Genomic DNA, 24,064 nt, shown 5'->3' with positions numbered 1-24,064 from the left:
TATCACGGTCCCCCGGGGGCATCAAAAAGTCGACGAAGGTCGAAAATGCCGGAACGGCGAGGGTCCACAGCACACGCATCCGCAATTCAAAATATGACCCCTCTTGAAGGATTTCCCCAATGGCAAAGCCGAGAAATCCCCTCGGCAAGGCTAAAATCGAGGGGAGAGACAAGAAAGACCCGCAGCGCTTCAAAAACCGCACCGATGTCAAGGCTGATGGCCCGCTCGGCAATCCTCCCGCATGGTTGAAGGACACTCCAGAGCTTAAAGCCAAGGCGGCGTGGAAGCTCTTTGAGAAAGAGCTGCCGTGGCTGAATCAGTCACACCGCACGCTGGTGGGTATGGCTGCTAATATTCAGGGCCGCATCATGGCTGGGCAAGAGGTTGGCGTGCAGGCGATGAACTTGCTGCGTCAGATGCTTGGCCAGATGGGAGCAACTCCTGCGGACGCGTCGAAAGTTGCGACTGCCGACGACGGCGATGAAAAGGACGATTTGCTTGACTAATATGCCTGCGCTGGAGCGTGTGAGCGCTTACGCGCAAGCTGTCCTTGACGGCACTGAGATTGCAGGCCCGCACGTTCGAAACGCTTGCCAGCGTCATTTCGACGATTTGGCGACAGCGCATGAGCGCGGGCTGTGGTTTGACGATGAGGAGGCAGATCGTGTGTTTCGCTTCTTCGAAGAGCGTTTGAAGCTGTCAGAAGGCCAGTTTGAAGGCAAGCCCTTCAAGCTACACGCATCGCAAGCATTCAAGCTCGGTTCGTTGTTCGGTTGGAAGCGCGAGGACGGCTCCCGCCGTTTTCGTCGTGCGTACATCGAGGAAGGCAAGGGCAACGGAAAATCGCCATTCGCTGGCGGTGTCGGCCTGTTCGGGTTGATCGCCGACAAGGAAGCTGGCGCGCAGATTTATGCCGCCGCTGCTAAGAAAGAACAGGCGGGGATTCTCTTTCAGGACGCTGTGAAAATGGTTTTTAGTGTAGCTATATCAATAAGATAGGCCCTGATTAGGGCCTATCTTATAGCGAAAAATACTCCACCGAAATAATGTTTTATATCAATAAGTTACCCACCATTCCCGAAAAATCCCGGCTGCGCGGTTGCGCAAAAATTACGCAAGAGAGGCATATCATGGAACAGGATAAGGAAGGGGCTGACCTGCTCTATGGCGCAGTCCCGATAGCTAACTTTTTGGGCATCACAGAGAAGCAGGCGAGGCACCGAATTGAAACGGGTCATATACCGACCTTTCGGATTGGTGGCACGATCTGCTCCCGTCGGACATCGTTGCGAGCATGGCTGGCCGATATGGAAGCCAAGGCCCGAACGGCAGGAAGCGCCGGTAACTGATCATGAAGCGCAAGTACGATGTAGCCGCATGGAAACAGGTGCACTTTCTAAGGCTGGCATTGCGCCATCCTGAGACTACGAAAGCGGACTGTGCAGTGTTGGGTGAAATCGTGCAGCGGTATCACGGTGAATACGGCAACGCATGGTCAAGCCATGAAATGCTGATTGAAGATACAGGCATATCCCGGCCTTCGGTGATCAGGGCAAAGAAAAAGCTTGAAAGGCTAGGTTTTGTTTCCGTCCTGTCAATGGGACGCAGGGGCCGTTCGACGGTCTACAAGCCAAATTTTGATATGGTCCCTGAAAAGGGTGACATCCCTGTCACTGAAACAAAGGGTATCAGGGATGATACCGAATTAGACGCTTTAGGTATCAAGGATGACACCGAAACAGCCCTATTAGGTGTCACGCCTGATACCCCCTCCTATATACGTCTCCGGCCTACAAAGGCCGGTAGACAAGATATAGATATTGATATCGCCCCGGCTTCGCCGCCGCTTACGGATGGCCTTGAGGCCACCGTCGCGGAAAGGGCGATAGATGGTTTTGATGAGCTTTATAAGGCTTACGGTTACAGGCGGGGCAGGGCAGAAGCGCGCAAGGCATATGAAGCCCTTTCGCCAGCCGCTGCCGACCACCCCGTCTTAATAGAATCCGCCAACGCTTGGCGTGAGGCATGGGAACGCCAGAACAAGCCAGATGCACCGCGCTACACCCTCGCCAATTGGTTAGGGCAGGAGCGCCATCTGGAAGACGCGCCATCAGGATTTGTGAAGCCTGAGCGGAAGCAACAGCAGAAACAAAGGAAACTCAGAATGAATGCCAGTCAAATTGATTACGAGCGCGTCCATGAGGTAATGGGTGCCTTCGTCGAAAAAGAGAATGGCCGTACTTATCTGAAGTTAGATACCGTTTATGACGGCAATGCGTCAGAAGAAGTGTTCGTGGTTTTGGAATCGAGCCGCGCAAGCGAACAAGACGCTGGTCAGAAAGACCTATGGAAACTTCTATCAGCTTGCGGACTTGATAGTCTGCAAGATGAAAATGATCTTGTGGGCCGCTCATTCAAAATGAATCGCGATGGCGAGTTTCTAACAATCAACTAATTCAGGTCGTCTTCCGGCCTGAAGTAGGGACGCTAAACGGATAGAGCTTTGGGACGATAGGCTAGACCTGTCCTACCTCGATGCTGCGGCGTCGGGGATGGTTTTTTTGCGGCCAGGCAAAACGGTCGAAAGTCTATTATGCGACGGGCTTCGGACGCTGGTACGCCACCTAATCAAAGATCGTCACGGCGTTCGCGGTGGTACGCGAACATTAAGCCTGACTGATCCCCGCCCGGTTGCTCCTCGTGGCCGGGCGGCGCGGTTTCTTCCTAAAGGAAAATCATGAACATTATTCGCAAACTTGCTGGTCGCTTGACCGGCAAGAGCCTTTCCGCGCCCACTGATTTCGAGCGGCGGTTGCTAGGCATTCGAGTTACAGCGGCTGGCATTTCAGTGACGCCACGCAATGCCATGAACTGTGTGCCCGTCAGGTGCGCCGTGCAGGTCATTGCAGAGGCAATAGGCCAGTTGCCAGTGCAGACCTACCACCGCAACGATGAAGGCGACAAGGAGCGCTCTGACGAGCATCCAGCGCATAATCTGCTGCGAAGGTCGGTGAACAACTTTATCCCTGCCAGCGAATTTCGGGAGATGGTCACGCGGGACGCTTTGCTCTGGGGAAATGGTTATGCCGTTATCCTTCGCGATGGTGACAACAAGCCTGTCGAGTTGAACCGTTTGCAGCCTGACAAGGTCCGCATCATCATTGATGAGACGACGCAGGAGCCTTCATACGAGTACGAATTCGAAGGCACTAAAGCGGTCTATAATCTCGAGGACATTATCCATATTCGCGCACCGACCTTTGACGGGATCACTGGCGAGAGTCCGATCGAAGCTGCAAAGGAAGCCATTGCTTTTGCCTTGGCTTTGGAAAAGCACGGCTCGGTGTTGTTCCGCAATTCAGCGCAGCCAGGCGGTGTGATCGAGCACCCCGGCAAAATGGGTGACGATGCTGCTAACCGAATGGCTGATAGTTGGCAGAAAGCCAACGGTGGCGACAACGCGGGCGGTGTTGCTGTTCTGGAAGAAGGATCAACATTTAAGCAGATCGGCATGTCAAATACCGATGCTCAATTTCTAGAGCTTCGCCGGTACTGCGTTGAAGAAATCGGCCGCGCCTTCCGGGTGCCGCCGATCTTCCTGAACGATTATGGACGCGCAACTTGGTCCAATAACGAACAGCAGGGCAGCCAGCTTGTCACCTACTGTTTGATGTCATGGATCAAGCGATGGGAAGGCGAAATCATGCTGAAGCTCTTTTCGGAAGAAGAGAGAGACGAATGGTTTGCTGAGTTCTTGACGGACGATCTGCTGCGCGCGGATACCGCGAAACGGATGGCGGCGTATGCGGTGGCAATCACCAGCCGCATCATGAATCCGAACGAATGCCGGGCACGCGAAAACTTGCCTGCATATGAGGGTGGCGACGAATACGTCAACCCGAACACAACAAGCGATACGGCAGTTGCCGCAATGCTGGACGACAAGAAACCTCAAACTGATAGTGAGCTTCATGAGCGAAACTAAAATAACCCGACCGTTCGCGGACGGCGCGTATGACTTCGACCTGACGTATGATCTGGCTCATGCTTTCGAGCGTGATAACCGGACGTCATTGTTTGCCACGCACAAAGGCATTCTCGACAGCGATTGGCGCGTTAAGCACATCGCCGAGATTATCAGGCTGGCACTGATTGGCGGCGGCACTGATGACGTCAAAGCGTACGATCTGGTCGAAACATATGTGAAGCCGCGACCGCTTGGCGATAGTGCGGCATTGGCTTCCGACATTCTCAATGTGGCGTTTTTCGGCACCAGCGAGGCGTAATGCGTAAATTGACCCTCAAGGCGGCGAGCCTTTCGGTCGATGATGAGGGAACTATTACAGGCATTGCTTGGCCGTTCGGTTCGCCCGACAGTGAAGGCGATGTTATCGGGGAAGGCGCGTTAAGACTGCGCGGAACAATCCCGATGCTTTGGCAGCACGATCAAAGCGAAGTGCTCGGCGGCTGGTCATCCATCGCCGAAACGAGCCGTGGCATTGAAGTGGTCGGCAAGATGCTGGTCAAGGAAATTCCACGCGCTGCTGAAGCCTATAGCCTCGTCAAATCCAAAAGCTTGTCTGGCCTATCGCTTGGTTTCCTGCCCCTTGTGGTGGAACCAAATGAATTCGGCGGCGACAATATTCTCGAAGCCGAGTTGGCCGAGATCAGCCTTGTCAGCGTTCCTGCTCACAAGGGCGCGAAAATCATCACAGTTAAATCGGCCAAGAGCCGGAAAGGTACAACAATGGCAAAAGCTGCTGTTAAGCGCATCGTGCGCAAAGAACTTGAATCCGACAATGACAACATCGAACAGGTCATTGAGGAAGTCATCGAAGAAAGCACGCTGGAAGATCGTGTGACGTCACTGGAAACCGATGTGGCTGAAATCAAGTCGTCTATCGGCAATGTAGAAGAAACCACCGAGAATATCGAAAAGTCGCTTTCCAAGCTGACGATCAAGTCGGCGCGTCCGGGCGTTATTCGTCAGCAGGAAAACCCTGCAGAAATGAAGCGTAAGGCGTTCGCGGATTATCTGCGACACGGTGAGCGTGCGGCACTTGCAACGAAATCGCTGGTTAAGGGCAATGACACTAAGGGCGGTTATGTTGCCCCTCCTGAGTTTGTCAACGAGATGCTGCGCGAAATCGTCGAGTTTTCACCTGTTCGGGATTATGCGCACGTCGGCTCAACTGGCAATAACTCGGTGATCCTGCCGGGCCGTGTCGGCACCACGAACGCCAAGTGGAAAGGCGAGCTCGAAACGCAAGAGGAATCGACATTCGATTTCCGCGAAGTAGAAATCCCGATCCACGAGATCAACACGTATGTCGACGTATCGAACCAGCTTCTGGAAGATGCGGCGATTGACGTTGAAGCCGAAGTCCGCATGGCTTTTGCGGAAGATCTTGGTGTGAAGGAAGGCTATGCATTCGTTCACGGCACTGGCGTCAAGCAGCCGGAAGGCTTCCTGACGCGCGATGACATTGCGGTGTTCGACAATGATCATGCGACGAACATCAACGCCGATGCACTGATTGCGATGCTCTATTCGCATCCTGCTTATTACCGCAATGACGGCGGCTGGATGATGAACGGCACCACGCTTGGCAAGCTGCGCACGCTGAAGGATGGTCAGGGCAACTTCCTCTGGCAGCCTTCATACCAGGCAGGCCAGCCCGAAACGCTTCTGGGCCGTCCAGTGATTGAACTGCTCGACATGCCAGACGCTGCAGCCGGTGCGGTTCCAATCGTCTATGGCGATCTCAACGAAGGCTACCGCATCTATGACCGTGTTGACATGGAAGTCCTCGTCAATCCGTTCAAGCGTGCTGAGGAAGGCATGACGCGCTTCCACGTTCGCAAGCGTCTTGGCGCTGGCGTTGTGAAGCCGAAGGCGCTGCGCAAGTTCAAGATGAAGTCGTAATCGGCACATCATTTCATTTCATTAAGGGCTGCCAATCGGCGGCCCTTTTCTTATCCAGATAAGGGTTATTCAATGCGCGATCTCGCAAACAATATCGCCGTCTTTTCGGCGCTCGCTCCTGCTGTGCAGGCGGCAAATGCAACTGGTACCGTCATTGACCGCAAGGGCTTTGAGAAGGTGACTTACGTCGTAAACACGGGCGCAATCGCAGCCGATGGCGATTTCACCTTCAAGGTGCAGGACTCCGACACTATCACGCCGGCCGATTTTGCTGACGTTGATCCGAAGTGGATTATTGGTGAAGCACCTGACACGCTGGAAGCAACCAGCGCCTATAAGCTCGGCTATTGGGGCCACAAGCGTTATACGCGCCTTGTGCTTACCAAGGCTGGCGGCACGTCAATTGCTGCTGGTGCTGTGGCTGTGCTTGCTGGCGCTCATGCTCGCCCGGTAGGTGCTTAATCATGGCGGGTAAACAGAAGAAAGGCCGTATGCTCCTGATCCAGATTGGCGACGGAGCAACACCTGAAGTCTTCAAGTCGCTCTGCGGCATCAAGACTCGCTCATTCAATATGAGCACCACGGAAATAGACACGACAGTGCCGCCTTGTGAAAATCCTGACGGTCCAGTCCAGAAGACCAGCGAACCCGGCATTTCGAGCCGCACGTTCAACGGCGCTGGTGCCTTCATTGCAGGTGCTGAAACTAAGGCATTCTTGAACTATGTCCGCAATGCGGAAGTGTTCAACGCCAAGGTTATTGTGCCCGGTGATGGCACTTACACCGGCCCGTGGTTTGTGACCGATTTCGAGTTCACGGGTGATGTCGAGCAAAATATGGAATTCAGCGCGACCTTTACGGCTGCTGATGTCCTCACTTTCGTCGACGAAGTTTAAGCGGCGCATAATGAGGGCAACGCCTACGCTTTGAGCGTGGCTCACGGGCCTGTCCGATAACGCGAAATCACCTCCCTGCCGCTGCAACATGTTGTCAGAGGGTCAAGGTGATGCGGTCCAGCGCACCGGCCGTACTCCTAAGGCACAAGGGCGCATTGGGTGGCAGCGTGATGCTGTCACCCTCTTACTTATCACGAGGAACTAATGAATTCAGGTATACCGCGCGTCTGCGCGTGTGGGAGCGAGGTCGTGCCATACGGCCAGCCATGTTCATGCGCGATTGAACGCAAGCGAGCAATGGACCGGGCGCGGCCATCGGCTTCCAAGCAGGGTTATGACGGCGCATGGCGCAGGCTGCGCAAAGCCTTCCTGCTCGCTAATCCGTACTGTACCGCAGACGGGTGTGAAGCGCCTGCAACCGAAGCAGATCATATCAAAAGTATCAAAGAAGCACCCGAATTGAGGCTGGAATGGTCGAATTTGCGGGCACTTTGCAAGTCCTGTCACTCACGCCGAACAGCCCGGGATCAAGGTTTTGCACGTAGTACCCGGGGGTAGTCGTCAACTTTTGCCGATCCTTGAGGGAACGTGGGGGGGCAATCGCGTGAGTTTTTTTCCAATTGGAGTTTTTAAAAATGGAAATTTCGCTGGCCGATGTGAAGGCTGAACTGCGCATCACGCATAATTTTGAAGACGCGTTGATCACGCGAAAAATTGCGGCTGCGAAAGATTATATCGAAGAAATTATCGGCTGCAAGCTGGAAAGCATCGAAGGCGGCGCGCCAGCCGGTTTGATTGAGGCGTGGGTGAAACTTACCGTTCATTTCTATGAATGGCGCGGCGCTGCGATCGACGGCAGCATGGCGGCAATGCCTAACAGTTTTGACGATCTTCTGCGGACGTATCGCTACAGGAGGTTTGCCAATGGCGCAGCCTAAGTATGACGCGCAGCTTCGCAACTTGAAAGACAGGCTGGCGCGTATTCCTGAAGCGATGCGCGAACGCCTGATGGCCGAAACCGAAACGGCTGCAAACGAAATTGCTGATCAGATACGCAACTTCGCGCCTGTCGATGATGGCGACCTGAAGGAAAGCATCACTGTTACAGGGCCGGGGCATACTACCCCGCCTCATAGTCAGCCGGGCGGTTCGCAGACGGTTCCTGAAGGCGTTTATATGATCACCGCTGGCAACAGCAAGGTCAGATATGCGCACCTTGTTGAGTGGGGCACCGAGAAGAACGAGGCGCAGCCCTTCTTCTTTCCAGCCATTCGATTGAAGCGGAAGAAGACCAAGGCAGCATTGCGCCGCGCTGCCCGCAAAGCATTGAAGGAAACCGCCACATGAAGACAACCATCGGCCAACGTGACCGCATGGTCACGCTGACGTTTTACGGCTGGACCGGCGAAAAGGACGAAGGCGGCGGCCCGATCTATGAAGATATAAAGCACGGGCCTTTCTGGGCGCGAATGCAGCCCATGAAGGGCAGCGAGACGGTTATAGCTGCGCGCCTGACTGGTGTTCAGCCTTTCATCGTCACGATCCCATGGCAGCCCGAAATCGCCAATGTGACCAACAGCTGGAAGCTATACGACGAAGACAAGCGCGAATACTCGATTAAGTCCGCGGGAAATATGGATGAGAAGCGGCAATTCATAGAGCTGCTGGTGGAGCGAAAATGAGCGAACCTTCATATGCGCTGCAAGTCGCCATCGTCCGCGAGCTTGATAATAAGACCGCCGCCGGGCCTGCTGTCTTTGACAAGGTAACGCCGGGGATTTTTCCGCGCATCAGCATCGGTTCCGGCCAAGTGCTGCCAGACGACGTGGACTGTGTTGACGGCTTCGATGTCTATTTTCAAATCGACTGCTGGTCTGACGAAGAGAATTACAAAGAGGTCAAGTTGATCGCGGGCGAAGTCTGGCAGTTGCTTCATAAGAAGGATGTGCCGGTGTCTGGCTTCAATCTGATTGATCTGCGCATTGAAAGCACTGATTTCAGCCGCGACGATGTGCAGGGAGTCAATCGCGCCCGTATGGCCGTTAAAGCTTACATGGAGGCGCTTTAATGGCTGCTGGACGTAAGGCCGGGATTGTGGCCGCCGCGAACGCGCTAGATATTGTTCCGCCCCCGCCTTCCACGCTCGATAAGTATGCAAAGCGTATATGGCGCGAAATAATGCCTGATCTTGTCGAGCGCAAAGTTTTGACTGCCGCTGACATGCCGGGATTGAGAAACTTCTGCATAGCAATGGGCACTGTCGAAAGGCTTGGGCGCGCAATCCGCAAAATGGGCGACGGCTTCGATCCAGCTCTTTATCGCGCACAGGATAAGGCCATGACCACGGCCCGACAGATCGGTGACCAGTATGGCCTGTCACCTACGTCGCGATCCCGCCCTTCAATTCGAGATACTGGTGATGATAATGACGAACTTGACGCCAAAGGCTTCGGATAGCTGGCCCGCGTGGGTGTTTGACGATTCACCGATTGAAGACAGTTTCGGATATGGCGAGAGAGCGGTGCAGGCGATCCGCTTTCTCAAGCATCCGATCAGCGGTAAAGCCTTTCAACTTGATCCGTGGATGGAAAGGATTGTCAGGCGCATCTACGGCCCTTGTCATCCAAACGGGCACCGCATCGTTCGCAACGTCGTTATGATGTTGCCACGCGGTTGCCGCAAGACAACGCTTGGCGCAGCACTTGCATTGCTTCATTCAATCGGGCCTGAACGTCGCCCATATGGTCAGGTGATTGCTTGCGCCTATGATCGAGAACAGGCCCGTATCGCGTTTGAAGAAGCTGTCGGCATTATCGATATGAACAAGCGCTTGCGCAGCAAGGTCACTATAACCGACAGCCGCCACCGCTTTAAGCACAAAACATCACGCTCCTCATTTCGTGCCGTGTCGTCAGACGCCAAAGCGCGCAATGGTGCCACCCCGGCCATGTGCTTGTTCGATGAAATCCATTGCTGGCCTTCGCGCTCGCTATATGACGTCATGCGAACCGGCCTTGGTAAAACGAAAAACACACTTTCCGTTGTGATTTCGCAGGCGGGCCGCGGACAAGAAAATGTAGCTTTCGAGGTATTTGACTATGCCCGCAAGGTTGCGACAGGCGAGGTCGACGATGATCCTGGCACTCTTCCTATTCTACTTGAAACGCCGAAAGACGCGGATTGGCAGGACGAAGAAGTATGGCACCGTGTTAACCCCGGCTTGCCGGAATATCCCGACCTTGAAAGTCTGAGGCAGGAAGCAAAGGAAGCCAAAGAGCGGCCAGCGCTTCGCGACAAGTTCAAGAACGACCATCTGAATATGTGGATGGACACGGCAACTTCGCCTTTCCTTGACATGACAGAATGGGATTCTTGCCGCGGCAAAGTCGATCTGGATGAGCTTCAAAACCGGCCTTGCTGGCTGGGCGTGGATATGAGCACGACCACTGACTTGACCGCTATCGTTGCAGCTTGGCGAGACGGCGAGGGCGGCTATATCGTGCATCCTCATTTCTTCTGTCCAGAGGACGGCATCACGCGCAAATCCGAACGTGATGGCGTGCCGTATAGGCATTGGGCCGAACAGGGTTTGATCACTCCGACGCCGGGACCCGTGATCGATCAGGAAATGGTAGAGCGATATATTCGCGACATTTGCGAACGCTTCAAAGTTCAAGAGATTGCGTTTGATAAGGCTTACGCGTTCCTGCTTATGAAAAGCTTGGAAAAGTCGCATCACCCTGTTGTAACTCTACAACAGGGATGGGTCACGCAGTCGCCCGCGCTAAACCGGCTTGAAGCCGCAATTCTTAGCCGCAAGTTCCGACATAACGGCAATCCTATTCTGCGGTGGAACTTCGAGAACGCTGAAGTTCACGTCGACAGCAACGGCAATCGAACCCTGCATAAAGGGCTTTCAACAGATCGCATTGACGGTTGCTTTGCAACGTGGATGGCCGTCGACCGGGCATCGTTCGGCAATGATCAGATGTCGATCTATTCAGATAAATCAGCGCGTCCGACAGGGCTGCGCATTTTGGGAAGGCGTTAGATGGCCCGCACCGATGAAGAAAAACTAGTTATTGCCGTTGAGGCCCGTATCAATGATCTTGAAAAAGGCATGGCGCGAGCGCAGCGGACGACTGAAAAGCGCTTTAAGGCGATGACCGACAGCGCAAAGAAAAACTCCGACGCGATGCAGAAAGCAATGCAGGGTGCATCCAAGGGCATGAACATGGCCCTTGCCAAGTTCGGCATTGGTGGGCTGGGCTTTGGAGCGATTACTGCTTCAGTCAATACTGCGATGAAATCAATCATCGCGCTGGGAGACGAAGCCAAGACCGCAGGCCTTAAGGTGGAGTCGTTCCAGCTTTGGCGGCGGGTAGCAGATGAGAACCGTATCAGCGTCGATGCGCTTGTCGATTCCTTTAAAGAGCTCGCAATCCGTGGTGATGAATACGCCAAGACCGGCAAAGGGTCGGCCGCCGAAGCATTTGCAAAACTCGGCATGTCTCCCGATGAAGTCAAAGAGCGTATCAAGAATCCAAGCGACTTGATGCTCGAACTGATCGATCGGACCAGACGCTTAAAAGACACCGCCGCAGGCGTTCGCATTTTTGATGAATTGCTTGGCGGTCAGGGCGGCGAACAGTTCGTCAGACTCATAGAACAGGGTCGCGCCGGCATTGAAGCCTCATTGAATGAAGCCCAAAAGATGGGCGGCATCATGGATGAGAATTTCATCCGGCGAGCCGAGGAAGTTGATAAGAAGTTCAACCAGATCGCGACCACTATCGGTTCGACGCTTAAGGCGGCGATTGTTGATGCGGTTGGCGCTCTGTCAGCGTTTATCAGTTCGTGGAATGAGCTGAATAACAAGAGCGTGGCGGGCATTAGATCCGAGCTTGATCTCCTTCAGAAGCAGCGCGAGCGTGCCAATACTATTGAGGCCGGAAGTGCACAAGATAATGTCGGCTGGGTTTTTGGTAAAAGCAAAGAGGCGCAGATCGCAGGTATTACCGCTCGCGAAAAAGAACTGAACAATGAGCTTGAACGTCGCAAAAGCCTATCGACTCCAGTTGTTCCTGACCAGTCGCCCGTCAAGCCTTACATTCTGCCAGACAGCAGCAGCTCAAAGGGCGGCAAGTCGGACGCCACGCGGGATCGCGATCAAGCGGCCAAGGCGGCAGAACGTGAAGCCAAGGCCGTTCTGAAATTGATTTCGGACCTTGAATTCGAGGCCAGCCTTGTCGGCAAATCTGCAGTCGAAAAACAGAAAATGATCGCCGTTCGTCATGCGGGTGCTGCTGCGACCGAGACACAAAAGCAGAAAATCGAAGCGCTGGTCGAAAGCACACATAAGCAGAATGAGGCGTGGGATAAGGCACAGGAACAACTAGCAGAATTGAACGACGCTGGACGGGAGTTCGCTGGCACGCTTGTTTCTGGCCTTCTATCTGGCGCCAAGGCAACTGACGTTCTCGCTGATGCTATCGGGCGTCTGGCTGATCGTTTCTTGAATAGCGGCCTTGACGCTCTATTCGGCGGTGGTGGATTTGGCAATATCTTCGGCGGCTTGTTTGGGGGTGGATCGGGTTTCGGCACGAACTATTTCCCGCCTATTCCAAAGTTCGCAAAAGGTACAAATTCAGCGCCAGGCGGATTGTCTTTGATCGGTGAGCAGGGACCAGAGCTTCTGAATATTCCACGTGGTTCGCAGGTCATCTCGAATACGAACATAGCTAAGGCGCTTCGCCAGCCTGCAGGTCAGGCACAGACGGGCGGTGCAACACAGAGCAAGGTTGATGTCGGAGTGGATGTTGGTGTGAGTGTCGATAAAAACGGCAATCTGGAAGCTTATGTGAGAGGCGTATCGCAGCAGATGAGCGAGCGAGAGATCAAGCGTTACGACAAGAGCGCATCGCTGCGCTTCGGACGAGACAGCCGTGAAGCTGCACGGCGGGGTATTGTACGATGATCGGCTATTTGAGCGCCCCTCTCGCTGGTCAGGTGCATTCCTTGCGCTTGACGGTGGCCGGTTACATCGACACCGATAGTAATGTTGACGGCGGCATTGCTGGCCTGTGGGATAGGTTGGCGAATGAAACGTATCAGCTTGCCGAAGTCCGGCGCGTCCTGAGCGTTTCATTGGTCGGCGGCGGTATGCGTCCATCTAAATCAGAACGCTTGCTGACGGCTCACTATGGGCCGTCTATGGCGCGTCGTGTTCGTGATCTATGCAGGGCTTTGATTGCGGTTTGCATATCTGCGCCAGACGGCTCGATTAGCGAAGAAAAGAAAGGGAAGTCGGACCCGGATTTTTCCAGCGCTGATATTTATCAGACAGCGGGAGCAATCGGGCTAAAGCCTGCCGACCTTTCCGACATGACCATGTGGCAGTTCAATCAATATCTCGAAGGCTGGAATACAGCACAAGGCGGCGGGGCTGATGTGGCGCCACCTGATCAGGATGAACTAGCTGAGCTTATGCAAAGGTATGGATGATAGGGGCGGCCTTCGGGCCGTTTCATCTCGAATCGTAAAAATTGCAAACATTTGCAAAATGGTTTGTTGCTCAATCTATAAAAATGATTAATTTTTTAATTAATGCGTTGGGCAAGTTTCTTGTAAATTTCTTATTATTTTGACTGAAATTGAATGTCTGTTAATTATTTTTTTGCATGCTCTGCCGTACATAGAAGGCTACTGAAGAAGACAGAGCCTTCGTAACATATTTTGACTCATAAATCAAGTCTTGACAGACAGATATTTTGTACCCTTATACATATTCAACAAACGGTTGATTTTTGGAAACCCATCTGCCGTTCAATGCGTTTACAATGTGGAAAGGAGCAGACCATGCCACAGGTTATAGCATGCTTCACCACCAGTCATACTGATGTGGGAAGTTCGAAGAAGGAAAATAAATTTCCTCCTCGTCCCGTTAAGAATCAGGTAACGATCAAATCCGTATGCGAAGATACTTTTAAACGCTATCCACGGATTATGGCTGAACTTGCAAAATAGCTTCAATTGGCTCGCTTCTCGCGACGTTTGTGAAATCAATCAGCACGTTGTTAAAACTAGCGGCGAGCCATATTCTTTGCTCGATATAGGGAAGTTAGAAGGCGCGTTATCGAGGCCATATTCTGAATGGGCTTATAATAGCGAAGAGAATGTTGTTGTTCTCGGTGTCGAGTATATGGTGTCAATTGCAGGCGCACATGCTTTTATGCAGGGAAATAAACGTACCGGATTTATTGCGGGAAGAACATTCATGCAATTTCACGGTTATGATTTTCATGTGCCTGACACAGAAGAGACGGCAAAGATCTTTACTGGTGTTATAGCGCATAAGTTAGATTTCGCTGCTTTCTATACGCACCTGGAACAGCACATTGTTCAAATTGATGAATAAAATGACAGCGCTGTTAGGCGCTTTTTTAATGGCTGAATGCAATATGAGCGAGCAGTTCTTTATTTAGGCCAACCATCCTTGTCGTATTGCGGGCTAACCTGTGATCGCAGCGACGAAAGATCGGCTCTCCATCCACTGTAAGGCGAGGGTAGTCCTTCTCTGAAATCGCGAGTGTATTGTGAAAGCCCGCTTTTCAGACGGCGCAACGTGTCCATTAAACGCCGATCGTTGGGCCAAGTGCGCTCGATATGCGATTCAATGAGATGAAAATGCAGCCACGATTTTTCAATCTCGTCGATAGTCTTGGCCGCCTTCATTGCGTCGCTGAGATCGTCAACATGTCCGATAATGTTGCGTGGGTATGCGGTTGTCATTAGACGCCTCAATTCGCTGACTTAAAACATTGAAGTTCGATTTTGTTACGGAAAGCATCAACGGCGCGCTTTTGATTGCCTGGGGATTCAAATGCTTGCTGTTCATATGCTTGATTGATGATGTGCCTCGTTACCGGGTTGTCGCCATCAGAATCAATAAGCTCGATCACCCGGCTCATTGGTGCCTCGTCTTGTCGAAGCTCCATGATTTTTGCGGCAAGGCCACCCCAAGAGGTGCAGACTTTATCTTTGTCCGTCTTATCATCAGCATGCGCGATAGTTGCCGTCAGTAGGCTCAAAACAACGATTATACGCTTCATAACATTCCCCATTTAGACAGGGCGAGCAATAGCATAGGCGAATGCTTCCCCGAAAGGGGATGGATTCACTTGAAATTAAGAATGTTTTCGGTAAGTGTGTTCACGGAGCCTGAGAACTCTCGAAGCCGTCCCTTGCCGGGGATAGGGCTTCATCCGCGATAGGAACAGATCGGCCTTGCCGGGCTAGATGTGTTCCGAATAATGACGCGCCCCTTTGCCGTGGGCGTGACCGGCATACTATTGCCGGGAGTGCCACGGTGCGTCAAGAGAAATCTTGACCTCAATAACGAAGGCCATGGCGCATGTTCTCGCGGACATGTTCTCAGACTCCCGGCGCCAGTGCTGTTCACTGGCTTACCCGGCATGAAAGCCCTGAGAAGCAGACATGTTCGGTCTTACCGCGAGACTACAATGAATCATCCAACTATTGCGCCCGCACATATTGCGGGCATGAACGTGCAATTCGTCAGGCGAAGCATTGCCGACGAGATTGAGCGCTTGATTTCAATCCTTGATCAGATCGACGGCGATTGTGATCTTGAACATGAGCCGCTTGAAAGCAATTTTGCCGGCAGCCAGTTTGGCGTGGCATCCAGCTTTCGCGGCGATGAGCTTGAGCTTTGCCTGTCGGACATAGAAGACGACGAATCTGACTTCGAACCCGACGAAGAGGGTGGCTACGAAGAAGAGACGTATGACGGCGCGACCCGCGAATATTGGGAGGCGCGCGCATGACCATGAAACACTTTGAAACCATGCTGTTTGTTGCGCTGAATTTTAGCCGTGGCGAGCAAAAAATGATCGTGGTCATCATTAGACTGCCCCATTGGCCATGTGGCCCTCGTACGATTGGCGGTGCGGCATGACCGACCTTTGTTCACTGGATGGCGCAATTCACGACATTAGACAGTCAACCGAGATATTGGAAGCTCTGGCCGACTCGGTGGCTGATGAACTTCGGATGCTACGCAAGTGGTGCCGATTGCCGGATGATGTCGGAACAACCGAAAAATTGTTGCAGTTCGAGATACAACGCCAGCTTCGCCATTGCTCCGAAGCCGGGGCAGTTGTGGCTACCCTTCAAGACAAAGGGCCATCTAACCAGCCAGCGCCGCGCGTCATCTATCGAAACATAGGACGCGACGATTTTAAAGTCGGGGCCACGATCATGATGAGCGGGAAACTGTTCGAGATTGGCCGGTACAACGAACATCTTAGCATGTGGGATTTGTACCAAGACGGCGAGTTGGCAATCACGATGCCCGAAGACCGATTGATCCAATACGCATGGGCGTTGGGTTCCAAACGTCACTAACCAGCCTTTAGGCTTCCTGATCGGCTTTATTGCCGGTCAGGGCTACGTTTTCACAAGAAGGAGAATGAAATGGCGAGCGTTAGAAAACGCGAGTGGGAATACAACGGCGTCAGGAAATCGGCGTGGGAAGTGCGTTACGTCGATCAGGGCGGCAAGCACCGTTCCAAGTCTTTTGACAAGAAGAAAGATGCGGACGCGCACAGGTCCAAAATTGAAACGGAATTGAACGCCGGTTTGCATGTCGCGGAATCCGGCAAGTTCTCGGTTGAATACGTCGCTAAAGAATACATGAGATGGCAGGACCAGCGGCTTAAATCTGGCATCATCGGAAAGACCTACCACTATAAGGTCGCCAAGGATGTGAGACGGCACATCTTGCCAGCCCTTGGACATCTGAAGCTTTCCGAAGTGAACCTGGAAGTTCTTTCTGATTGGCATGGAAAGCTGATCACTGAAAAGAAAGTGGCCCCAGTTTCCGCCCGGCAGTTTGAAACGGTGCTGAAAGGAATTTTCGAGTTTGCCATAAGGCGAAAATGGGCTGTACGTAACCCGCTCATAGACCTGTTCCACGAGACGCGGGGCGCTGTTTCAAAGCCAATCGCAACTCTATCGACTGATGACATAAAAAAGCTTTTGGAAGCGGCGGCAATGCCGATGTACGTAGGAAGGAGGCCACGGGCTAATCTTTTAATGCAGTGTTGCGTTCATACTGCTGCGTTCTGCGGTTTGCGCCTTGGCGAAATTTTGGGTTTAAAGCTTTCAAACATCGACATGGAAATCGGAGTGCTGAAGGTTAGGTCAAGCTTGTCTCGCTTAGATGGCTTGAAGGGTCCGAAGACAGAATCGGGTAATCGCGAAGTTGGCGTTCCTACCCATGTCATTGATCTGTTGAAGGCTTGGAAGGCATCGTTTTGGATGCAGAACAAGGACGATCTATTTTTCACCGACGCAAAGGGCAAGCCCTACCGGCATGATGCGATCCGGATGTTATGGGGTGGTTTGTTATACCGGGCGGGACTGTCTACCGAACAAAGAAAGCCCACCTTCCACTTTCATGCCCTTCGGCACTTTGCGGCAAGCTGGCGTGTTGATGCTGGTTGGGCGCTTCCTATCGTGGCAAAAGAAATGGGTCATAAGCGGGTCGATACGACCTTATCAGTTTACACTCATGCGTTTGAAAAAGGCATGGGTCACGCCGAAGCCGCACAATCGCTTTCAGACCGCTTAATGCCATCGCCAAAAATAAACGTGCCAGCAATTGCGCAAGAGTTGCGCAGTTAGTTCTAAGTCGTTGAAACCATTGACGTAAGGCATTCTCTTTCAGGACGCTGTGAAGATGGCGCGGGCTGCACCTGCTTTGATGCAGCGTGTGAAGTTCAGCGGCGGTATTGGGCGCGAGTTCAATATCGCGCACCACAAATCACAATCTTTTTTCCGTCCGATCTCAAAGGATTCGGGAAAGTCGGGTTCTGGTCCGCGTCCACACTTCGCGCTTTGCGATGAGGTGCATGAGCATCCAGACCGATCGACGATGGAAATGCTAGAGCGTGGCTTTAAGTTTCGTCGTCAACCGCTCCTTTTGATGATTACGAACTCTGGTAGCGACAAGAACAGCATTTGCTGGGAAGAGCACGAGCACGCAGTTCGGGTTGCAGCCGGAACGCAGACGCCAGACGAAGTATTTAATTACGTCGGTGAAGTCATCGATGACACGACGTTTGCATGGGTTTGCGCGCTCGATAAGGGCGATGACCCTCTGAACGATCCGACTTGCTGGAAGAAAGCTAATCCACTTCTCGGAGTGATTCTGACGCAGGAATATCTGGCCGGCGTTGTTGCTCAGGCAAAACAAATGCCGGGCAAGCTGAACGGTATTCTGCGCCTGCACTTTTGCTGCTGGACGGATGCCGATAAGGCGTGGATGCCGCGTGAGACTGTCGAAAGCGTCATGGACGACTTCGACCCCGAAGAAGATCACGCTGAAAAGCCGGTTTTCATGGGTGTCGACCTTTCGGGCAGCAAGGACATGACCGTTCTCGCCTGCGTGGTTCCTACTGGCTTCATGGAAATGGAACGAGAAGACGGAGCTACCGTCAGTCTTCCGACTTTTGACGCTTGGGTTGAGGCTTGGACGCCCGGCGACACGCTGCAAGCCCGAGCGCAAGCCGACAAAGCACCATATGAGTTATGGGTGCAGCAAGGCTGGCTTAACGCCACGCCCGGCAAGCGTGTCCGCTATGACTTCGTTGCGGCACGCCTACAGCGGCTTGATCAGCAATTTGAAATCAAAGCTATTGCATACGACCGCTACGCCTACGACAAGTTCCGCGAAGAGGTGGACGCACTCGGCATTGAAGTCGACCATGTTGCACATCCGCAGGGTGGTAAGGTTCGAGCTAAGCCTGAACCAGCAAAAGTTGAGGCCGCAAAAGCCGCTGGCCTGCCACCGCCGCAAGGCTTGTGGATGCCTGGTTCGGTGCTGGCGCTGGAAGACATGATCATCGACGGGCGCATTCGCTTGAGGCGAAACCCAGTGTTGATGACCGCCCTCATGGGCGCAACGTTCGATCACGACCCGCAAGAAAACCGATGGTTTGTCAAAACGAAAGCGTCGGTTCGCATCGATGCTGCAGTCGCGCTCGCAATGGCTATTGGTGCTGCGCTTGACGGTGTTCCAGCGGCGCCAAAAGAATCCATATACAGAAAAGGCCGCGGCCTTTTGATTTTATGAGGACCGCATGGGCTTTATGGATTGGTGGCGTGGCTCAGATGGGCCACCCAAACGACGGGGCGCGCCTAAGCAGCAATGGAGCAGTATGGCGGACACGCCATTAAATGACTTCATTCAAAACGGTGACACGTCCGCTAGTCGCAACATTACCGCTGAAAACTCTATGAAGATTGCAGCGGTGTGGCGATGTGTGAACCTCATCTCAGGGACAGTCGCCACACTCCCTCTTGATCTGAAGAGGCGAGTAGACAGCAAAACGCGCATTGACGCGGACGATCATGCTTTGTGGTCGCTACTTCGGCGGAAGCCGAACAGATGGCAAACACCTTCTGAATTCCGACGCATGATGCAGGCGAGTGTTCTGCTGCGCGGCAACGGTTACGCATACAAGGTATACAGTCGCGGCGAGGTGATTGAACTCATTCCGCTCAACGCCGATAACGTGGAAGTCAAGCAAGAGCGCGACCTTTCCCTGACTTACAATGTGACGTTGCCGAGCGGTAGCCGATTGCAGCTGAAGCAGAAAGACATGCTTCATCTGCGCGGAATGACCTTCGATGGCATCGTCGGCTTGCCTGTGCTCACTTATGCTCGCGAAGCAATGGGTTTGTCGCTTTCCACTGAGCAGCACGCAACCTCACTGTTTGAAAACGGCACCAATGTTGGCGGCGTACTTCGGCACGAAGGCAAGCTCGGGATTGAAGGGCAAGAAGCCCTACGGGAAAGCCTGGATTATTATCGTCGGGGCGGCGCGCGGGAAGGCCGTGACCTCATTCTCGAAGAGGGAATGACTTACGACAAGATCGGGATGACATCGAACGACGCGCAGTTCATTCAAACGCGCGTTCAGTCATTGACCGAGATTGCCATGTTCTTCGGCGTGCCTCCACATATGTTGGGTATCACAGAGAAATCAACATCATGGGGCTCGGGCATTGAGCAACAGAACATTGGGTTCATCACATACACGGTCAACGATTGGCTGGTGATGTGGGAGCAGGCCATAGGCCGCGATCTCATCCCGGAAGATGATCTCGAGATTTATGCGAAGTTCAACATCGCCGGGTTGCTTAAAGGCGACATGAAGGCTCGTTTCGATTCATACGCGATCGGACGGAATTGGGGTTGGCTTTCCGTCAACGACATCCGCGCGAGCGAAGATATGAACCCGATAGATGGCGGCGATGAGTATCTCCAGCCTCTCAATATGCAGCCTGTCGGCATCGAACCAACGACGGTCGAAGCACCCAATCAGGAATAATCCAATATGAATTTACCTAGAATTGCGGTGCCTGCGCGAGCGGGCATTAGCGCTCGCACGCCCGATGCCGTCTTGGAGAGGTGGGACGCTTCCATCCTCTCTGCAGATGCAATCGGCGATAATGTGATCTCAATCTATGATGTGATCGGCGAAGACTTCTGGACCGGAGGCGGGTTTACGCTCAAGCGGCTGGATGCAGCTCTCCGAACCATTGGACGTCGCGACTTCGAAGTTCACATCAATTCACCAGGCGGTGATATGTTTGAAGGGGTGGCGATCTACAACAAGATCCGCGACCACGCTGATGCAAATACTCTGTCGGTGAAGGTCAAGGTACTCGGCGTCGCTGCAAGTGCTGCCAGCGTAATCGCTATGGCTGGTGACGAGATCGAAATCGGCACATCCGCATCAATCATGATCCATAATTGCTGGACCGTCGCTATGGGCAACCGTCGTGACTTTGCCGAAATGGCAGTCACGATGGAGCAGTTCGACGCCAATATGGCATCCGTCTACGAGGCCAGAACCGGCAATGATGCCGAAACCGTGGCGTCCATGATGGATGCTGAAACTTGGTTCTCAGGTCAGGCGGCAATCGATGCTGGTTTTGCTACTGCTTTGCTACCGGCTGACCGTATCAAGTCGGAACCGAACGCAAAAGCCAACGCGCTTAGGGCTGAAAAGCAAACCGAACGCGCATTGAGGCTTGCTGGCGCATCCGCCAAAGAAGCGAAGACAACCATTTCAGACATGAAGAAGGCCGCGCGCGACGATGCCGTTGAGCCCAATTCCAACGCTGATGTTGCCAAGTCTGACTACGCCGCAATCGCGGCATCCCTCATGAAATCAACGTCAGCGTTAGGAGTCTCCCATGACTGACATCACGACTGTAACCGCTCTTATTGAAAAGCAGGGCGAGGCCTTTGAAGCATTCAAGGCCGAACACAACAAGGCTCTGGCCGATGTTCGTAAGGACGTTGTGCAGGCTGAAAAGGTTGATCGGATCAACGACGAAGTCGGCAAGCTCAGCACTGCAATCGACGAGGCCAATCAGAAGATCGCTGCGGCGCTTTTTGGTGATCCTGCCAACGATAACCATAAGCCTAATAGCGCCCACGCTAAAGCGTTTGAACGCTTCTTCCGTCGTGGTGACGAAGCTGGATTGGACGCCTACTTCCGCGAAAATCCAAAGGCCGCAATGAACGTCGGCACTCCAGAGGACGGTGGTTACACAGCTCCAACTGAGTGGGACCGTTCGATCATCGACAAGCTGAAGATCATTTCGCCAATGCGTCAGATCGCAGCGACGCAGACGATCAGTGGCAATGGCTTCTCGAAGCTTTACAACGATCGCGCTACCGCATCGGGCTGGGTTGGTGAAACCACTGAGCGGCCTGAAACCACGACTGCAAAGTTTGCGGAAGTGAAGTTCAATACCGGCGAGATTTATGCGAACCCAGCCGCAACCCAGCGATTGCTGGATGATTCCGAAATCAACCTCGAAAACTGGCTTGCTGGTGAAGTCGAGACTGAATTCGCTTATCAGGAAGGCCTTGCATTTATCTCAGGCAATGGCACCGACAAGCCGAAGGGTCTTTTGACCTATACGACTGCTGGCTCACATCCTTGGGGCGCCATTCCAGAAGTGAAGACCGGCAAGGCAGCTGAATTGTCCCTCGATGGTCTCGTTGATCTTGTTTACGATCTGCCGAGCGAGCGCACGCCAAATGCGCGCTTTGCTATGAATCGTAAGACGCAGGGTGCAATCCGTAAGCTGAAAGATGGCAACGGTAATTTCATCTGGCAGCCGGGACTTCAGTCGGGTCAGCCGGCGACAGTCCTTGGTCATCCTGTGACCGAGTTTGCCGCGATGCCTGATATTGCCGCAGGTGCGATCCCAATCGTATTTGGCGACTTCAGCGGTTATTTGGTCATTGACCGTACTGGCATTCGCATTCTTCGGGATCCGTACACCAATAAGCCATTCGTGCAGTTCTACACGACCAAGCGTGTTGGCGGCGGTGTCGTAGATCCGACAGTGTTCCGCTATCATAAGGTCGCGGCTTAACGAACAAGGGCGCTCTCTGGAGCGCCCGCCATTTGTGAGGCACGATGTCGGTAACACTCGAAAAGTTCAAAAAACATATCCGCGTGGATTACGACGACGAGGACGAAATCATCCAGGCTTATCTGGATGCGTCTAAATCGTGGGCTCTCCATTACGTTCGTCGAGAGACGGTTCCAGTAGGCGCAGAGTTCGAGTTTGACGCGGCTATTATGCTGCATGCTGCCAGCATGTACGAGAACCGTGAATCTGACATCACCGGCACCATCCACACAGAAATCCCAACGGCGCGGCGGCTCATCAACCCGTTTCGCCTGATGTCTGTCTAGGAGGCGGATATGTCATACATTACTAAAAACTACTCTACCGACGGCGGCGATACGCTTGTCATCGGCGGCACACTGAAAGTTGAGGCCGGCGCAACGGTTGAAGGCCTTGAAGGTGGTGGCGGTGCTACTGCTTGGGCCGACATTACGGGCAAACCTGCCGTAATCGCGGCTGGGGCTGATCAGGCCGCTGCGCGAACTGCTATTGGAGCGGGTACGTCTAGCTTGGCCGTAGCAACTACGGCTCCAGCCGCACTGGCCGCCGCTGCCGCTGTCGGTACAGGCACTACTGCTGCACGTGCAGATCATGTGCATGCTCTTCCTGTGGCTACTGCACTTCAGGTTGTTGCCGGTACTGGTGGCCTTGCAGCTGGTAATTTGCAGGTCACACTACAGGCGCTTGCAACTCGCATAGCAGCCCTCGAAGACGCAGCCCCTTAATGCCCCACGTCCGCTTCTCCGAAGACTTTGACTGGAAGCCGCTCCCGCAGGTTACGATTGCTTATAGGGCTGGCTGGTCTGGCCTCGTGACTACACCGTGCGCAAATTCTGCCGTACAAGCCAACAAGGCTGTTCGTCTGAAAACTCCTAGAAAAGGTGAGAAGGATGGCGACACGTAAAGGCGCAGGTGCGCTCAACAACATCGTGGTCTTTCAACAGCGTGAAGCGGTGAGGGATGAGGGCGGTGGCACCAGCCAGGATTGGGTAGACAAGTTCGAAACCGCCGCTCGCTTACAGCCCCGCCTTGGTTCTGAAAACGATATTGCGGCTCGTACTCAAGGCATCCAGCCTTATACGCTTGTTGTTCGCAGTGAACCGCGAACACGAGGCGTCACGCCGTCATGGCGCGCGAGAAACAAGCGAACGGGTGTCTTCTACGAAATCCAGTCTTGTGCGAACCCCGACGAGGTTAATCAGTATATCGAAATGCGCGCTGTCGTGCAGGGCGGTGGCTGATGGCAATTGGTGCGCGCATTCTGGGGCTCGCCAAACTCGAACAGAAGTTCAAACGCTTGCCAAAAGTCGCTCGCGACATGGTTCGCGGTGCAATGGAGCAAGGCTCAGACGATATCGTCGATATGATGAAACGTCGTGTCGCTGAAGATGACGGAGCACTACGGGAAAGCATCGGCTGGACGTGGGGCAAGGCTCCAAAGGGCAGCATGGTTATCGCGACGGTAGAAGCCAGCCTTGCAGCTGATTGGACGATCACGATTTATGCTGGCAATAAGGAAGCTTACTATGCTCGCTGGATTGAATTCGGTACGGTAGGCTTTGCCAACAAAGGCATGTTCCCCGGAACAAAGAACCCCGGCCAAGGCAAGCAGCCGTTCTTCTACGTGACGTGGCGGGCCAAGGACAAAGAGACGAAACGCCGTATTCGTCGAGCCATCACCAAAGCCGCGAAAACAGTAGCCGCAGGAGGCTGATGG

General features: G+C 53.4%; 34 protein-coding genes. 32 read left to right on the top strand and 2 right to left on the bottom strand.

Annotated features, from left to right (window positions below):
- Window positions 1-119 precede the first annotated feature (119 nt).
- From C9380_RS16035 to C9380_RS15945, 19 genes are all read left to right on the top strand, one after another.
- Window positions 120-506 carry a hypothetical protein gene (locus C9380_RS16035; RefSeq protein ID WP_128094016.1) on the top strand — a complete coding sequence of 129 codons (387 nt, stop codon included), beginning with the start codon at window positions 120-122 and terminating at the stop codon, window positions 504-506.
- Between the two features lies 1 nt (window position 507).
- Entirely contained in the window at window positions 508-999 is a 492-nt protein-coding gene (locus C9380_RS16030; RefSeq protein WP_247877621.1) for a terminase large subunit domain-containing protein, read from the top strand.
- Window positions 1,000-1,130: 131 nt separating this feature from the next.
- Window positions 1,131-1,349 (top strand): helix-turn-helix domain-containing protein, encoded by a 219-nt coding sequence (locus tag C9380_RS16025; protein WP_128094015.1) that lies wholly within the window; start codon window positions 1,131-1,133, stop codon window positions 1,347-1,349.
- 2 nt (window positions 1,350-1,351) lie between these two features.
- A complete protein-coding gene (locus tag C9380_RS16020; protein WP_128094014.1) occupies window positions 1,352-2,455 on the top strand; it encodes a helix-turn-helix domain-containing protein in 1,104 nt (367 codons plus the stop codon).
- A 312-nt stretch (window positions 2,456-2,767) separates the two neighbouring features.
- Window positions 2,768-3,985 carry a phage portal protein gene (locus C9380_RS16015; protein WP_164844672.1) on the top strand — a complete coding sequence of 406 codons (1,218 nt, stop codon included), beginning with the start codon at window positions 2,768-2,770 and terminating at the stop codon, window positions 3,983-3,985.
- A complete protein-coding gene (locus C9380_RS16010) occupies window positions 3,972-4,286 on the top strand; it encodes a gene transfer agent family protein (protein WP_164844671.1) in 315 nt (104 codons plus the stop codon). The genes C9380_RS16015 and C9380_RS16010 overlap by 14 nt, the downstream gene beginning before the upstream one ends.
- On the top strand, window positions 4,286-5,926 hold the full coding sequence (locus C9380_RS16005; RefSeq protein ID WP_128094011.1) for a phage major capsid protein: 1,641 nt from the start codon (window positions 4,286-4,288) through the stop codon (window positions 5,924-5,926). The genes C9380_RS16010 and C9380_RS16005 overlap by 1 nt, the downstream gene beginning before the upstream one ends.
- A 72-nt stretch (window positions 5,927-5,998) precedes the next feature.
- A complete protein-coding gene (locus C9380_RS16000; protein WP_128094010.1) occupies window positions 5,999-6,388 on the top strand; it encodes a hypothetical protein in 390 nt (129 codons plus the stop codon).
- A 2-nt stretch (window positions 6,389-6,390) separates the two neighbouring features.
- Window positions 6,391-6,822: a phage tail tube protein gene (locus C9380_RS15995; protein ID WP_128094009.1), complete on the top strand. Its 432-nt coding sequence runs from the start codon at window positions 6,391-6,393 to the stop codon at window positions 6,820-6,822.
- A 204-nt stretch (window positions 6,823-7,026) separates the two neighbouring features.
- Window positions 7,027-7,380 (top strand): HNH endonuclease signature motif containing protein, encoded by a 354-nt coding sequence (locus C9380_RS28535; RefSeq protein ID WP_128094008.1) that lies wholly within the window; start codon window positions 7,027-7,029, stop codon window positions 7,378-7,380.
- Window positions 7,381-7,457: 77 nt separating this feature from the next.
- Complete coding sequence (locus C9380_RS15985; protein WP_128094007.1) at window positions 7,458-7,760, top strand: head-tail connector protein; 303 nt, start codon at window positions 7,458-7,460, stop codon at window positions 7,758-7,760.
- Entirely contained in the window at window positions 7,747-8,169 is a 423-nt protein-coding gene (locus C9380_RS15980) for an HK97-gp10 family putative phage morphogenesis protein (RefSeq protein ID WP_128094006.1), read from the top strand. The genes C9380_RS15985 and C9380_RS15980 overlap by 14 nt, the downstream gene beginning before the upstream one ends.
- Window positions 8,166-8,504: a phage head closure protein gene (locus C9380_RS15975; RefSeq protein ID WP_024898798.1), complete on the top strand. Its 339-nt coding sequence runs from the start codon at window positions 8,166-8,168 to the stop codon at window positions 8,502-8,504. The genes C9380_RS15980 and C9380_RS15975 overlap by 4 nt, the downstream gene beginning before the upstream one ends.
- Window positions 8,501-8,890, top strand: a complete 390-nt coding sequence (locus C9380_RS15970) for a DUF3168 domain-containing protein (protein WP_128094005.1) — start codon at window positions 8,501-8,503, stop codon at window positions 8,888-8,890. The genes C9380_RS15975 and C9380_RS15970 overlap by 4 nt, the downstream gene beginning before the upstream one ends.
- Window positions 8,890-9,279, top strand: coding sequence for a P27 family phage terminase small subunit (locus C9380_RS15965; RefSeq protein ID WP_128094004.1), 390 nt, complete (start codon window positions 8,890-8,892; stop codon window positions 9,277-9,279). Before C9380_RS15970 ends, C9380_RS15965 begins: the two co-directional genes overlap by 1 nt.
- On the top strand, window positions 9,248-10,873 hold the full coding sequence (locus C9380_RS15960) for a terminase large subunit (protein ID WP_128094003.1): 1,626 nt from the start codon (window positions 9,248-9,250) through the stop codon (window positions 10,871-10,873). Before C9380_RS15965 ends, C9380_RS15960 begins: the two co-directional genes overlap by 32 nt.
- The gene (locus C9380_RS15955; protein WP_128094002.1) at window positions 10,874-12,799 is read left to right on the top strand and encodes a phage tail tape measure protein; all 1,926 of its coding nucleotides are present in this window, start codon (window positions 10,874-10,876) and stop codon (window positions 12,797-12,799) included.
- A complete protein-coding gene (locus C9380_RS15950) occupies window positions 12,796-13,326 on the top strand; it encodes a GTA-gp10 family protein (protein WP_128094001.1) in 531 nt (176 codons plus the stop codon). The genes C9380_RS15955 and C9380_RS15950 overlap by 4 nt, the downstream gene beginning before the upstream one ends.
- Before the next feature lie 511 nt (window positions 13,327-13,837).
- On the top strand, window positions 13,838-14,239 hold the full coding sequence (locus tag C9380_RS15945; RefSeq protein WP_164844670.1) for a type II toxin-antitoxin system death-on-curing family toxin: 402 nt from the start codon (window positions 13,838-13,840) through the stop codon (window positions 14,237-14,239).
- Window positions 14,240-14,298: 59 nt separating this feature from the next.
- On the opposite strand, the gene C9380_RS15940 is transcribed toward C9380_RS15945, so the two are convergent.
- Together C9380_RS15940 and C9380_RS15935 are read right to left on the bottom strand one after the other, a co-directional pair.
- Window positions 14,299-14,613 carry a hypothetical protein gene (locus C9380_RS15940; protein WP_128093999.1) on the bottom strand — a complete coding sequence of 105 codons (315 nt, stop codon included), beginning with the start codon at window positions 14,611-14,613 and terminating at the stop codon, window positions 14,299-14,301.
- A gap of 8 nt (window positions 14,614-14,621) precedes the next feature.
- Window positions 14,622-14,933, bottom strand: a complete 312-nt coding sequence (locus tag C9380_RS15935; protein ID WP_128093998.1) for a hypothetical protein — start codon at window positions 14,931-14,933, stop codon at window positions 14,622-14,624.
- A 411-nt stretch (window positions 14,934-15,344) separates the two neighbouring features.
- Here C9380_RS15935 and C9380_RS15930 point away from each other — a divergent pair, with 411 nt between their 5' ends.
- The 13 genes from C9380_RS15930 (at window position 15,345) to C9380_RS15875 (ending at window position 24,061) form a co-directional block, all read left to right on the top strand.
- A complete protein-coding gene (locus C9380_RS15930; protein ID WP_128093997.1) occupies window positions 15,345-15,668 on the top strand; it encodes a hypothetical protein in 324 nt (107 codons plus the stop codon).
- Window positions 15,665-15,799, top strand: coding sequence for a hypothetical protein (locus C9380_RS28355; RefSeq protein ID WP_282183930.1), 135 nt, complete (start codon window positions 15,665-15,667; stop codon window positions 15,797-15,799). The genes C9380_RS15930 and C9380_RS28355 overlap by 4 nt, the downstream gene beginning before the upstream one ends.
- The gene (locus C9380_RS15925) at window positions 15,796-16,248 is read left to right on the top strand and encodes a hypothetical protein (RefSeq protein ID WP_128093996.1); all 453 of its coding nucleotides are present in this window, start codon (window positions 15,796-15,798) and stop codon (window positions 16,246-16,248) included. Before C9380_RS28355 ends, C9380_RS15925 begins: the two co-directional genes overlap by 4 nt.
- Before the next feature lie 69 nt (window positions 16,249-16,317).
- Complete coding sequence (locus tag C9380_RS15920; protein WP_128093995.1) at window positions 16,318-17,529, top strand: tyrosine-type recombinase/integrase; 1,212 nt, start codon at window positions 16,318-16,320, stop codon at window positions 17,527-17,529.
- 55 nt (window positions 17,530-17,584) lie between these two features.
- On the top strand, window positions 17,585-18,979 hold the full coding sequence (locus C9380_RS15915; RefSeq protein WP_247877610.1) for a terminase TerL endonuclease subunit: 1,395 nt from the start codon (window positions 17,585-17,587) through the stop codon (window positions 18,977-18,979).
- Window positions 18,980-18,986: 7 nt separating this feature from the next.
- Window positions 18,987-20,240, top strand: a complete 1,254-nt coding sequence (locus C9380_RS15910) for a phage portal protein (RefSeq protein WP_128093994.1) — start codon at window positions 18,987-18,989, stop codon at window positions 20,238-20,240.
- A 6-nt stretch (window positions 20,241-20,246) separates the two neighbouring features.
- The gene (locus C9380_RS15905) at window positions 20,247-21,119 is read left to right on the top strand and encodes a head maturation protease, ClpP-related (RefSeq protein ID WP_128093993.1); all 873 of its coding nucleotides are present in this window, start codon (window positions 20,247-20,249) and stop codon (window positions 21,117-21,119) included.
- Window positions 21,112-22,308 carry a phage major capsid protein gene (locus C9380_RS15900; protein ID WP_128093992.1) on the top strand — a complete coding sequence of 399 codons (1,197 nt, stop codon included), beginning with the start codon at window positions 21,112-21,114 and terminating at the stop codon, window positions 22,306-22,308. The genes C9380_RS15905 and C9380_RS15900 overlap by 8 nt, the downstream gene beginning before the upstream one ends.
- 44 nt (window positions 22,309-22,352) lie before the next feature.
- Window positions 22,353-22,634, top strand: a complete 282-nt coding sequence (locus tag C9380_RS15895) for a head-tail connector protein (protein ID WP_128093991.1) — start codon at window positions 22,353-22,355, stop codon at window positions 22,632-22,634.
- Window positions 22,635-22,643: 9 nt separating this feature from the next.
- Window positions 22,644-23,072, top strand: coding sequence for a hypothetical protein (locus C9380_RS15890; RefSeq protein ID WP_128093990.1), 429 nt, complete (start codon window positions 22,644-22,646; stop codon window positions 23,070-23,072).
- On the top strand, window positions 23,072-23,251 hold the full coding sequence (locus C9380_RS15885; RefSeq protein WP_128093989.1) for a hypothetical protein: 180 nt from the start codon (window positions 23,072-23,074) through the stop codon (window positions 23,249-23,251). The genes C9380_RS15890 and C9380_RS15885 overlap by 1 nt, the downstream gene beginning before the upstream one ends.
- A complete protein-coding gene (locus C9380_RS15880; RefSeq protein ID WP_128093988.1) occupies window positions 23,238-23,588 on the top strand; it encodes a head-tail adaptor protein in 351 nt (116 codons plus the stop codon). The genes C9380_RS15885 and C9380_RS15880 overlap by 14 nt, the downstream gene beginning before the upstream one ends.
- Window positions 23,588-24,061: an HK97 gp10 family phage protein gene (locus C9380_RS15875; protein WP_128093987.1), complete on the top strand. Its 474-nt coding sequence runs from the start codon at window positions 23,588-23,590 to the stop codon at window positions 24,059-24,061. The genes C9380_RS15880 and C9380_RS15875 overlap by 1 nt, the downstream gene beginning before the upstream one ends.
- Window positions 24,062-24,064 lie beyond the last annotated feature (3 nt).

The sequence above is a fragment of the Brucella pituitosa genome, from assembly GCF_003049685.1.
In the GTDB taxonomy this organism is placed as follows: domain Bacteria; phylum Pseudomonadota; class Alphaproteobacteria; order Rhizobiales; family Rhizobiaceae; genus Brucella; species Brucella pituitosa.
Note: the sequence above shows the minus strand (reverse complement) of the source record. Positions and strands in the feature narration are given on the sequence as shown.

Bases quoted from the DNA above. Each gene is read 5' to 3' on its own strand.
- C9380_RS16035 (WP_128094016.1), top strand. From the start codon at position 120: ATGGCAAAGCCGAGAAATCCCCTCGGCAAGGCTAAAATCGAGGGGAGA.
- C9380_RS16030 (WP_247877621.1), top strand. From the start codon at position 508: ATGCCTGCGCTGGAGCGTGTGAGCGCTTACGCGCAAGCTGTCCTTGAC.
- C9380_RS16025 (WP_128094015.1), top strand. From the start codon at position 1,131: ATGGAACAGGATAAGGAAGGGGCTGACCTGCTCTATGGCGCAGTCCCG.
- C9380_RS16020 (WP_128094014.1), top strand. From the start codon at position 1,352: ATGAAGCGCAAGTACGATGTAGCCGCATGGAAACAGGTGCACTTTCTA.
- C9380_RS16010 (WP_164844671.1), top strand. From the start codon at position 3,972: ATGAGCGAAACTAAAATAACCCGACCGTTCGCGGACGGCGCGTATGAC.
- C9380_RS16005 (WP_128094011.1), top strand. From the start codon at position 4,286: ATGCGTAAATTGACCCTCAAGGCGGCGAGCCTTTCGGTCGATGATGAG.
- C9380_RS16000 (WP_128094010.1), top strand. From the start codon at position 5,999: ATGCGCGATCTCGCAAACAATATCGCCGTCTTTTCGGCGCTCGCTCCT.
- C9380_RS15995 (WP_128094009.1), top strand. From the start codon at position 6,391: ATGGCGGGTAAACAGAAGAAAGGCCGTATGCTCCTGATCCAGATTGGC.
- C9380_RS28535 (WP_128094008.1), top strand. From the start codon at position 7,027: ATGAATTCAGGTATACCGCGCGTCTGCGCGTGTGGGAGCGAGGTCGTG.
- C9380_RS15985 (WP_128094007.1), top strand. From the start codon at position 7,458: ATGGAAATTTCGCTGGCCGATGTGAAGGCTGAACTGCGCATCACGCAT.
- C9380_RS15980 (WP_128094006.1), top strand. From the start codon at position 7,747: ATGGCGCAGCCTAAGTATGACGCGCAGCTTCGCAACTTGAAAGACAGG.
- C9380_RS15975 (WP_024898798.1), top strand. From the start codon at position 8,166: ATGAAGACAACCATCGGCCAACGTGACCGCATGGTCACGCTGACGTTT.
- C9380_RS15970 (WP_128094005.1), top strand. From the start codon at position 8,501: ATGAGCGAACCTTCATATGCGCTGCAAGTCGCCATCGTCCGCGAGCTT.
- C9380_RS15965 (WP_128094004.1), top strand. From the start codon at position 8,890: ATGGCTGCTGGACGTAAGGCCGGGATTGTGGCCGCCGCGAACGCGCTA.
- C9380_RS15960 (WP_128094003.1), top strand. From the start codon at position 9,248: ATGACGAACTTGACGCCAAAGGCTTCGGATAGCTGGCCCGCGTGGGTG.
- C9380_RS15955 (WP_128094002.1), top strand. From the start codon at position 10,874: ATGGCCCGCACCGATGAAGAAAAACTAGTTATTGCCGTTGAGGCCCGT.
- C9380_RS15950 (WP_128094001.1), top strand. From the start codon at position 12,796: ATGATCGGCTATTTGAGCGCCCCTCTCGCTGGTCAGGTGCATTCCTTG.
- C9380_RS15940 (WP_128093999.1), bottom strand. From the start codon at position 14,613: ATGACAACCGCATACCCACGCAACATTATCGGACATGTTGACGATCTC.
- C9380_RS15935 (WP_128093998.1), bottom strand. From the start codon at position 14,933: ATGAAGCGTATAATCGTTGTTTTGAGCCTACTGACGGCAACTATCGCG.
- C9380_RS15930 (WP_128093997.1), top strand. From the start codon at position 15,345: ATGAATCATCCAACTATTGCGCCCGCACATATTGCGGGCATGAACGTG.
- C9380_RS28355 (WP_282183930.1), top strand. From the start codon at position 15,665: ATGACCATGAAACACTTTGAAACCATGCTGTTTGTTGCGCTGAATTTT.
- C9380_RS15925 (WP_128093996.1), top strand. From the start codon at position 15,796: ATGACCGACCTTTGTTCACTGGATGGCGCAATTCACGACATTAGACAG.
- C9380_RS15920 (WP_128093995.1), top strand. From the start codon at position 16,318: ATGGCGAGCGTTAGAAAACGCGAGTGGGAATACAACGGCGTCAGGAAA.
- C9380_RS15915 (WP_247877610.1), top strand. From the start codon at position 17,585: ATGGCGCGGGCTGCACCTGCTTTGATGCAGCGTGTGAAGTTCAGCGGC.
- C9380_RS15910 (WP_128093994.1), top strand. From the start codon at position 18,987: ATGGGCTTTATGGATTGGTGGCGTGGCTCAGATGGGCCACCCAAACGA.
- C9380_RS15905 (WP_128093993.1), top strand. From the start codon at position 20,247: ATGAATTTACCTAGAATTGCGGTGCCTGCGCGAGCGGGCATTAGCGCT.
- C9380_RS15900 (WP_128093992.1), top strand. From the start codon at position 21,112: ATGACTGACATCACGACTGTAACCGCTCTTATTGAAAAGCAGGGCGAG.
- C9380_RS15895 (WP_128093991.1), top strand. From the start codon at position 22,353: ATGTCGGTAACACTCGAAAAGTTCAAAAAACATATCCGCGTGGATTAC.
- C9380_RS15890 (WP_128093990.1), top strand. From the start codon at position 22,644: ATGTCATACATTACTAAAAACTACTCTACCGACGGCGGCGATACGCTT.
- C9380_RS15885 (WP_128093989.1), top strand. From the start codon at position 23,072: ATGCCCCACGTCCGCTTCTCCGAAGACTTTGACTGGAAGCCGCTCCCG.
- C9380_RS15880 (WP_128093988.1), top strand. From the start codon at position 23,238: ATGGCGACACGTAAAGGCGCAGGTGCGCTCAACAACATCGTGGTCTTT.
- C9380_RS15875 (WP_128093987.1), top strand. From the start codon at position 23,588: ATGGCAATTGGTGCGCGCATTCTGGGGCTCGCCAAACTCGAACAGAAG.